Source organism: Bradyrhizobium sp. BR 10261, assembly GCF_019455395.1.
GTDB lineage: Bacteria > Pseudomonadota > Alphaproteobacteria > Rhizobiales > Xanthobacteraceae > Bradyrhizobium > Bradyrhizobium manausense.
Genome location: NZ_JACOFQ010000007.1, coordinates 264,018 through 273,211, shown reverse-complemented (window position 1 = coordinate 273,211; position 9,194 = coordinate 264,018). Strand labels below are relative to the sequence as shown.

Below are 9,194 nucleotides of genomic sequence, written 5' to 3'. Positions count from 1 at the left end.
CCGATCCGGCCGCTTGGTCAGAATTTGATAGGTGTGCTGCGGCGTCGCCTGCATCGTGTGCCAGACAGCCGCAACGAACTCCGGTGGCACGCTTTCGTGAAACAGGTCCGACATCGAGTTCACGAAGATCCGGCGCGGCTTCTTCCAGCCTGTCGGGATGCCAAGTGCGGCGCGATCAAGCCTGACCCTGCCGGTCCACACGGCACGCTTGCCGCTCTTGCGCGTGAGACCCCGATACTTCGGCATGCCCATCGCATCCAGCCGCGCCGCCATGCGCATCGCGTAGCAGTTCGTGCAGCCGGGCGAGAGCACTGTGCAGCCAGCGACGGGGTTCCATGTCGCGTCGGTCCACTCGATTGAGGTGTCAGCCATTACAGTCCCTCTAAGAGCGACCCTTGGCCGCCCAAGTTTTGTACGTCATTCCACAGCTTGTGTCCCAGCGGATTTGAACTCAAGAACACCAGCCAATAGAGGCGCTGGCTCTTCGAGCCCACGATCAGCGGTATGCCGGTCGCGGGATGTGTGCCGAGCGAGCGGATAGACTGCAGCCAGTAGTCGATAAATGCCGCGCGCAACGCATGAGTTGCTTGGTTGACGTTAACCGCATCGCGCCACCCGGGCGCAAAGATGTCCAGCGCTCCACCGACGCGCGAATGCCGATCAAGGTTGCGCTGCAAATCCTGAAGGCTGACGTGGATGATCATGTCCATCCGCTTCACCCGCAGCATCCGCTCGATGATCGAGAACGGTAATTGCGCCAGATTGAAGGGATCGAGAAAAGCAAGGTGGAGGCCATAGGGATTAATCGCCCCCATCACCTGATCGACGATCACACTTGCTTCGCCGACGTAGCTTGTCGCCGATCCGCCCAAATACTTGATGCGTTGTGCAAGCGCGGCTGAGTTCTGCGCATCCAGATCGGACAGGTGCATTTCTGAGAACGGATGACCGCTGGCGCGCCCGGCGTTGAACGCCACCACAGCGCTGCCGTCGATTATCTGACTTGTGCCACTGATGAGTGACCGGCCCGCGCCCGAATATAGCTCGATGTATGTTGCGCCCCCGCTTCCCTTCGGGGGCAAGAACTTCGCGCGAGCACCGCGCGCCGCTTGGATGTACCTCTTTACGCGGTCGTGCTTTTCAACCGCCCATGGGCCGACCTCGCCGATGATCATTCCGTCGTCGGGATCGAGTTTGACTTCCTTTTTTGCCATGCAATCAGCTCCCTGGCCGAGCTACTACCACACTGCTAGAGGTTGAGGGTTAACGCGATGGCACTTTTCTTGAGACTACCTTGCCTCCCCCGCAATGATCTGCTGCAGCGTCGCCACGTGCCGCGCGAAGGCGGCGAACTCGCGGCCGAAATGGCCGAGCACGCTGGTCTTGCGCGCATTGGAGCGGCCGGCGGCGCAAGGCAAACCCGCGTGCGGCACTGCGCGGCTAATAGGCAATCCAGGCGGCGGATGGCGGCGATTTGAACATGGGCCGCCGGCCTTTTCGAACGTCAAAATAGTTTTATCGAACGTTCAAAGTAGTTTATCGAACGTTCAAATATGGCACGCAGCTTGCAATTTGGGGCGAACCCGCGCGGTGCGTGCACAGATCGAATGCGCGGATCCTTGTTGCTTGGAGGAAGACAATGAGTCCCAAACTGCCCGAAGCCCCGGGAGGAGCCGCTTCCGAGGGCCATGCCCGCGTTATCATCAAGCCCGGCTATCATCCGGACCTGACCAATGAAGACCTTGCCCCGCTCAAGGAACAGACCTGGGGCGCGTACAATATTTTCGCATTCTGGATGTCCGATGTGCATAGCGTCGGCGGTTACGTCACCGCGGGAAGCCTGTTCTCGCTCGGGCTGGTCGGCTGGCAGGTGCTGATCGCGCTGCTGGCCGGCATCATGATCGTGCAGCTGTTCTGCAACCTCGTCGCCAAGCCGAGCCAGGTCACGGGAACGCCTTATCCCGTGATCTGCCGCGCGCCGTTCGGCGTGAAGGGCGCCAATATCCCGGCCATCATCCGCGGCCTCATCGCCGTCGCCTGGTACGGCATCCAGACCTATCTGGCCTCGAGCGCGTTCATGGTGGTGGCGCTCAAGTTCTTTCCCTCGCTGGCGCCCTATGCCGATGTCGGCCAGCACGGTTTCGTCGGCCTGTCGGCGCTCGGTTGGGCCTGCTTCATGTTCCTATGGGTGCTGCAGGCGATCGTGTTCTGGCGCGGCATGGAGGCGATCCGCGTCTTCATCGACTGGGCCGGCCCGGCCGTCTATGTCGTGATGATCGTGCTCGCGGTCTATCTCATCGCCAAGGCGGGCATCGGCAACATCGGGCTCACGCTCGGCGAGGTCAAATATTCCGGCTGGGACGCTCTGCCCGTGATGATCAATGCGATCGCCCTGGTGGTATCGTATTTCTCCGGACCGATGCTGAATTTCGGCGACTTCTCGCGCTACGGAAAGAGCTTTGGCGCGGTGAAGGCCGGCAATTTCTGGGGCCTGCCGGTCAACTTCCTCGGCTTCTCCGTGCTCACTGTCGTCACGACGTCGGCCACGCTGCCTGTGTTCGGCCACATGATCACGGATCCCGTGGAAACCGTCAGCAAGATCGACAGCACATTTGCGGTCGTCCTCGGCGCGCTGACCTTCATGATCGCGACCATCGGCATCAATATCGTGGCCAACTTCGTCTCGCCGGCATTCGACTTCTCGAACGTCGCGCCGCAGCGGATCAGTTGGCGGATGGGCGGCATGATCGCCGCGGTCGGCTCGGTCTTCATCACGCCGTGGAACCTGTACGACAATCCGCAGGTCATCCATTACACGCTCGACATCCTCGGCGCGTTCATCGGTCCGCTGTTCGGAATCCTGATCGCGGACTTCTACAAGGTGAAGAAGCAGCAGATCGTCGTCGACGACCTCTACACTCTGAGCGAGAACGGAAGTTATTGGTACGAGGGCGGGTACAACAGGAACGCAATCCTGGCGATCATTCCCTCCGCACTGGTGCCGGCGATCTGTGCACTGGTCCCGTCATTGTCGATGCTGGCCAATTTCACCTGGTTCATCGGCGTGGGCCTGGGTTACGGTATCTACAACTATCTCATGCTCCGTCAGACTGCGCTCGCTTCTCAGCCGGCCTGACCGGCTTTACGGGGACGGCCTGCCGCAGCGGGCCGTCCTTTCGCCGATGCGACGGCGGCTGCTAAACCTGCTTTCCCGCGATGATCTCCTGCAGCGTCGCCACGTGCCGCGCGAAGGCTCCGCGCCCGGCAGCCGTGGCGGTCACCGTCGTCTGCGGTTTCTTGCCCACGAACGCCTTCTCCACCGACACGTAACCCGCCTTGGCCAGCGTCTCGATGTGCGCGCCGAGATTGCCGTCGGTGGCGCCGGTGAGTTTTTTCAGGCGCGCGAATTCCAGGCCTGAGGCGATCGGCAATGCGTTCAGGGCCGCCATGATCTTCAGCCGCAAGGGCTGATGGATGATGTCGTCGAGCTCGGCCATCAGATCCGCCGCATCCAGAGGCCGCCGAGGATCAGGCCGCCGCCGTTGACGAAGGCCATCCAGAGCGGGAAGGCCGCGCCGATATAGAAATAGCCGATCAGCGTCAGCGCGGCGATACTGATGCCGATCGCGACGAAGGCGGTGCCGAACCAGAGGCCCGCCAGCATGTAGAACAGCATGAAGTAGAGCGGCCAGAACGCGCCCTGCTCGCGCGGACCGAAATGACCGAGCAATTCGGTGCAGATATAGCCGAAGGCGAAGAACAGCACGAAGACCAGCGGCACCCTGACATCGAAGGCGGCGCCATGGACACGTGACGGGGTGAGCCAGCGGAGCGCAACCAATCCACCGACCCCCATTATGTCGACGGCGGGCCAGGCGTAGCCAGCGTAGCGTGGCCACGCCCAGGTCACCAGATTGCCGGCGAAGACCAGAGCCCCCCACCAGATCGCCCCGAGGCTCGCCAGCTCATAGAGCTGCGACTGCCGCAGGCGCTGGACGATGTCGTCGATCTCGGCCAGCGCTGCGGACGCTTCCTTGCTGTCGATCATGCTATCACCATCAACCCGGTATCATCGCAACATCGGCCGCGCGAGCCGCGGCGCGCCGGCGGCGCGCAACGGCGATGGTGCGTATAGCTGCGTAACTGATCAGGAACATCACGGCCTTGCTGACGATGCCATAGATCGACATGGCCGCCGACCAGGTCGCAACGTCGAAATTGAGGGCCACGATCAGGTTGAGCGCGGCAGAGACAAACATCAGGCCCGACCAGGCATAGCCGACGATGATGGCGACGTCAGGCACCAGCTCGATCGCGACAGGCGGCAGATAGCGGTTCATCCACCCGCGCTTCAGCATCACGATGCCGACGATGACGTAGATGACGCTCGGCTTGACCATGACGAAACGCGGATCGTTGGTGATGAGCGTGACGGTGCCGGCGCCGAGCACCAGGAACAGGCTCATCCACTGCATGATGTCGATCGGCTTGCTGCGCGCGAACTGCCAGCCGATCTGGGCGAGGCCCAGCGCCATGCCGAGCACGACCGACAGGGTCACATTGTGGGTGAGCAGATAGAGCACGAGAAAGAACAGCGTCGCCGCCATGTCGAGCAGCAGCAGCTTTCCGGCCTCAAACAGGTTTTTCATGGCTGTCTCCACGGCCTGCCGAAAGTGGATCGCATCATGACTGCCCCGCTCCTCGCGTCGCCACGTCCTCCGCGATCGCATTGACCGCCTTCGGATTGGTGACCATGCCCATATGGTTGACGCCGTCGATGATCTTGACGTCGATGGAGGGTTTGATCGCCTGCACGGCCTCGGCATATTTGCCTGATATCATCATCTCGTCCTCGGCGCCGCCGAAGATCGTCATGGGATGCGTCACCGCGGGCAGATCGAGGCGATAGCCGCGCGTGGCAAAATTACGCATCAGGCGGTCGGAATAAACAGCGGTCAGGTAGCGCTCCGAATTCGCGGGCACCGCGAAGGCGAGCACCGGAAGCTGCGAGCAGCAATCGATGCCGAGCTTGCGCAGCGCAGCGAGCGCGAAATAGCGCGGCAGGTCGGCATTGGCCCAGCCGCCGGCATGCTTGACGTTGGTCGGCGCGTCATAGCCGAGATAGGGCGCAACCAGCACGGTGCGGACGAACAGATCCTTCATGATCGGCGTCGCGGCGACGCGCAGCGAGAAGCCGGCGCCGGCGGAATGGCCGATCAGCGTCAGCGGCAGCTCCGGCGCACTCTTGCGGACATGGGCGACGAAATCGACGAGGTCGTCCTCGAGCTGGCCGACATAGCCGATATCGCCGCGCGTGCCCGAGGCGCCGTGGCCGCGCGTATCCAGCGCCCAGGTCTCGACGCCGTGTGCGGCGAGCGCCGCGGTCAGCGCGTGGTTGACCGTGCCGGAGGAGCCGGCCGAGCCGTGGATGAAGATCGCGCCGCGACCGGTGTCCGCGCCCTTCGCCTGATAGTGGCGGAAGCCGAGCCAGGTGCCGTCGCGGGCCTGAAAACGCTCCAGCGGCGGCAAAGTGGACCAGTCAATGCCCTTGGCGGAGTCGGAGACCGAGCGCATCTCGGGAGGCCGCTGCAGCGGCGTCGCAATCAAGGCAGTGAAGACCAGGGCGACGGCGCCAACGGCGCACAGACCCCATTTGAGCAGGCTAAGTGCCCCTTTCAGCATCAGCATCACCATCGTTCAGGACTCCCTGATCTCGATTTATAGAGAACTCTATATTACAGAGTACTCTTGCGATCAAGAGCCGGATTCGCGCTTCCTGGCGAAAATCCTTAACGTCCTGATGACCCCAACATGCCGAATCGTTTGCCGATGCCGCCTGCGGAACAACTGCACAACGCGCCCGAATTCACCGTTTCCGAGCTGTCCCAGTCCCTGAAGCGGACGGTGGAGGACACCTATGGCCATGTCCGGGTCCGCGGCGAGATCTCCGGATTCCGCGGCGCCCATTCCTCCGGCCATTGCTATTTCGCGCTCAAGGACGAGAGCGCCAAGATCGAGGCGGTGATCTGGAAGGGCGTGCATGGCCGCATGCGCTTCAAGCCCCAGGAGGGGCTCGAGGTGATTGCGACCGGCAAGCTCACCACCTATCCGGGCTCGTCGAAATACCAGATCGTGATCGAGGCGCTGGAGCCGGCCGGCATCGGCGCGCTGATGGCGCTGATGGAGGAGCGCAAGAAGAAGCTCGCGGCCGAAGGTCTGTTCGACGAGGCGCGCAAGCAGCTCTTGCCCTGGCTGCCCGAGGTGATCGGCGTCGTCACCTCGCCGACCGGCGCCGTGATCCGCGACATCCTGCACCGGCTCGAGGACCGCTTTCCCCGCCGCGTGCTGGTGTGGCCGGTGAAGGTGCAGGGCGAAGGCTCGGCCGAGCAGGTGGCCGCCGCGATCCGCGGCTTCAACGCGCTGCCGGAAGGCGGCAGGATTCCGCGGCCCGACGTGCTGATCGTCGCGCGCGGCGGCGGCTCGCTGGAGGATCTCTGGTCGTTCAACGAGGAGATCGTGGTGCGGGCCGCGGCCGAGAGCATGATCCCGCTGATCTCGGCCGTGGGCCACGAGACCGACATCACGCTGATCGATTTCGTCGCCGACAAGCGCGCGCCGACGCCGACGGCGGCCGCCGAAATGGCGGTGCCGGTGCGCAGCGAATTGTTCGTCGAGGTCGCCGATCTCGCCCGGCGCACGCGCGCCTGCTGGCAGCGTGGCCACGAAAACCGCCGCAACGAGCTTCGCGCAGCCGCGCGTGCGCTCCCCGCCGCATCAGACCTGCTGGCGATCCCGCGGCAGCGGCTGGATTCGGCGGGCAGCGCCCTGCCCCGCGGGCTCAAGGCCAACACGCATGCGCATTTCCGCAGGTTCACCGCGGCTGGTTCAAAACTGACATTGCGGGTGCTGCACGGCCAGATTTCGCAGGCCGGGCATCGGCTCACCGTCTGCGGTGAGCGGCTCGGCCTGTCGGCGCGCTCGCTGCTCAGGCGGCGGCGCGATCGCTTCGCCGGGCTTGAAGTGCGGCTGCGGGCCTCAAAGCTCTCCAACGCGCAGGCGCAGCGCAATGCGATTGCCCGCCAGCGCGAGCGTACGCAGCGGCTTTCCGAGCGTGCCGGCCGTGCGCTGGTGACGTTGCTGCAGCGGCTGGATGCCCGCGTCGAGAACAGCGGCAAGCTGCTCTCTGCGCTGTCCTATCGCGGCGTGCTCGCCCGCGGCTTTGCGCTGGTGCGCGATGAGTCAGGGCATCCCCTGCACTCGGCCGACAGCGTCGGCCCGAATGCGCGGCTCGCGATCGAATTCGCGGATGGCCGCGTCGGCGCGACGGCGGATGCGGACCGGCCGGCGGCGGTGACGAGGCGCGCGCCAGCGCAGCCGAAGGCGGCGACGCAGGAAACAAAGCCGGCACCGAAGCGCGTGGCGAAGCCGGTGGATCAGGGCAGTTTGTTCTGAAGCGCGAGCTCTCTCATCCTCGTGGAGGCAGCGCATAGCCTATTCAGACCCGTCATCCTGAGGTGCGAGTGGCGCGATGCGCAGCATCGCGCAGGGAGCCTCGAAGGATGAGCGGCCGCGATGCAGCCGGGCCGTCGCCCTTCGAGGCTCGCCGAAGAGGCGAGCACCTCAGGGTGACGGAATTGGTAGGGTAAGCTTCAGCGGCAGGACAATCCCGCGTCCATCGTGGTCCAGAAGCCGCAATGTTCCGGCGCGAGTTGCGGCGCGCCGGCGTGAGCTTCGAACAGGAAGATCGCGACGGTAAAGATAGCGAGGGCCGATGAGAAGATGACGATGCGGTTGCGCATGCTGATGCGTTTAGTGGAGATCATGGTCGAACTAAGGCCCCCGCCTTCGCTCTGCCGAGCTCCGGCGCGGCAGGCCCGCGTCTGCGCGCTATCGCGCCAGCCACTCCGCGACCTCCTTCTGCGACTCCGCGCGCGCCACCGAATCGGTTCCGAGATGGCCGTGCTCGGGAACGGCGGCATCAGGGCTGGCGCTAGCTGCGTGCAGCGGCGTGTTGGCGCGGTCGAAATCGTGATAGGCGCCGGGATAGACCACGATGCGCGCGAGCGCGCTGCGGCCATGGGCGCCGTCCACCATCTGGCGGCAGGCCGGGGGCGAGGAGACGTCGTCATTGGCGCCGATCAGCAGCAGCGTCGGCACCCGCGTGCTCCAGCCGAGACCGGCCGAGATCCGGCAATCCGGATAGAACGCGATCGCGGCGCGGAAGTCCGGGCCCGCATCGCGCGCGGCGGCTTGCGGCCGCACCGCCCAGAGCAGCGCGCTGGCGCCATTGGCCCAGCCGATCAGGCTGACACGGTCTCGGGCCACCCAGCTCTGCTTCATCAGCCAGGCACGTGATGCCGCGATGTCGGTGACACGCTCGCGCCGCGCCTTGACGTGGATGTCCTTGACGCGGCATTGCGGCCCGAGCTCGCGCGAGCCATAGCTGTCCGGAAGCAGCACTGCATTGCCCGCCTTGAGCAGGCGCTCGGCCCAATCGCGATAGCGCGGCTGGACGGAATCGGAATGGCTGCCGAGGCCGCCGCAACCGTGCAGTGCGATCACGGTCGGGAATGGGCCCTCGCCCTCGGGCTTGAACAGCTGCGCATGCAGGACGCCGGACGACAGCGGAATCTCGACCGCTTGCGGCGCAGGCGCCGGCGCGGCCTGCGCGGCCGACATCAGCAGTGCCAGGAACAGGGCGGAAGTTAAGGCGCGCATCGGACTCTGTCGCAGGAGGTGCCGCACGGCCTCCAGAATTATCATGCGGTCACGGCGGCAAAACATCACAAACCGGTGGGTTTAACGGGCGGACAAGCCGTCCTATCTATGCTAGGTCAGATCCAACACATCGTGCCCTCCAAGGTTCACCCATCAGGGGTTGCCCTAAAGGTATTCCTGGAAGCGGCCTCCCACGGAGACTTTCGACCGTGCTGAACAAGTTCGGCCCCTCGGGCCATGGCGAAGCCCAGGTGCAATATCTCGACGGCGATTTCCGCGTGATCTCGCCCGGGACTTTCGTACGCTGCGCTGTGACCGACACGCGGATCCCGCTCGACGAATTGAAGTACTGGAGCGTGGACCTGCAAGAGGCCTACGCCACGCCCGCCGCCGTGCTGCAGCGGCATTTTCCCGGCGCGCCGAAGCCGTGATCTCGTAGCGATAGATGGCCAGCGATGAATATCGGCTGAATGGCG

12 protein-coding genes are annotated in these 9,194 nt (G+C 64.3%); 3 read left to right on the top strand and 9 right to left on the bottom strand.

Annotated elements, in window-relative coordinates:
* From HYH07_RS10910 to HYH07_RS10900, 3 genes are all read right to left on the bottom strand, one after another.
* Positions 1-372 (bottom strand): DUF5131 family protein (locus HYH07_RS10910; protein ID WP_220002488.1); only part of this gene is annotated, 372 nt, incomplete at its 3' end.
* Positions 372-1,214, bottom strand: a complete 843-nt coding sequence (tcmP, locus tag HYH07_RS10905; protein WP_220002487.1) for a three-Cys-motif partner protein TcmP — start codon at positions 1,212-1,214, stop codon at positions 372-374. The genes HYH07_RS10910 and tcmP, both read right to left, overlap by 1 nt.
* Positions 1,215-1,289: 75 nt before the next feature.
* On the bottom strand, positions 1,290-1,433 hold the full coding sequence (locus HYH07_RS10900; protein WP_220002486.1) for a hypothetical protein: 144 nt from the start codon (positions 1,431-1,433) through the stop codon (positions 1,290-1,292).
* Between the two features lie 206 nt (positions 1,434-1,639).
* Between HYH07_RS10900 and HYH07_RS10895 the strand changes: the two genes are divergently transcribed.
* On the top strand, positions 1,640-3,136 hold the full coding sequence (locus HYH07_RS10895) for an NCS1 family nucleobase:cation symporter-1 (RefSeq protein WP_220002485.1): 1,497 nt from the start codon (positions 1,640-1,642) through the stop codon (positions 3,134-3,136).
* 61 nt (positions 3,137-3,197) lie between these two features.
* Here HYH07_RS10895 and HYH07_RS10890 read toward each other — a convergent pair whose 3' ends face one another.
* Genes HYH07_RS10890 through HYH07_RS10875 form a run of 4 tightly spaced genes read right to left on the bottom strand, consistent with a single transcriptional unit; the run spans position 3,198 to position 5,694 of the window.
* On the bottom strand, positions 3,198-3,497 hold the full coding sequence (locus HYH07_RS10890; protein WP_220002484.1) for a transcriptional regulator: 300 nt from the start codon (positions 3,495-3,497) through the stop codon (positions 3,198-3,200).
* Complete coding sequence (locus HYH07_RS10885) at positions 3,497-4,048, bottom strand: hypothetical protein (protein WP_220002483.1); 552 nt, start codon at positions 4,046-4,048, stop codon at positions 3,497-3,499. Before HYH07_RS10885 ends, HYH07_RS10890 begins: the two co-directional genes overlap by 1 nt.
* A 10-nt stretch (positions 4,049-4,058) precedes the next feature.
* A complete protein-coding gene (locus HYH07_RS10880; protein WP_220002482.1) occupies positions 4,059-4,649 on the bottom strand; it encodes an inner membrane-spanning protein YciB in 591 nt (196 codons plus the stop codon).
* 34 nt (positions 4,650-4,683) lie between these two features.
* Entirely contained in the window at positions 4,684-5,694 is a 1,011-nt protein-coding gene (locus tag HYH07_RS10875; RefSeq protein WP_220002481.1) for an alpha/beta hydrolase, read from the bottom strand.
* Between the two features lie 135 nt (positions 5,695-5,829).
* On the opposite strand from HYH07_RS10875, the gene xseA reads away from it, so the two are divergent.
* Positions 5,830-7,452 (top strand): exodeoxyribonuclease VII large subunit, encoded by a 1,623-nt coding sequence (gene xseA / locus HYH07_RS10870; RefSeq protein ID WP_220002500.1) that lies wholly within the window; start codon positions 5,830-5,832, stop codon positions 7,450-7,452.
* Positions 7,453-7,649: 197 nt separating this feature from the next.
* On the opposite strand, the gene HYH07_RS10865 is transcribed toward xseA, so the two are convergent.
* On the bottom strand, positions 7,650-7,823 hold the full coding sequence (locus tag HYH07_RS10865; protein WP_220002502.1) for a hypothetical protein: 174 nt from the start codon (positions 7,821-7,823) through the stop codon (positions 7,650-7,652).
* 64 nt (positions 7,824-7,887) lie between these two features.
* Positions 7,888-8,718 carry a dienelactone hydrolase family protein gene (locus HYH07_RS10860; protein WP_220002480.1) on the bottom strand — a complete coding sequence of 277 codons (831 nt, stop codon included), beginning with the start codon at positions 8,716-8,718 and terminating at the stop codon, positions 7,888-7,890.
* A gap of 209 nt (positions 8,719-8,927) precedes the next feature.
* Between HYH07_RS10860 and HYH07_RS10855 the strand changes: the two genes are divergently transcribed.
* A complete protein-coding gene (locus HYH07_RS10855; protein ID WP_057741740.1) occupies positions 8,928-9,149 on the top strand; it encodes a DUF2093 domain-containing protein in 222 nt (73 codons plus the stop codon).
* The last annotated feature ends 45 nt before the right edge of the window (positions 9,150-9,194 follow it).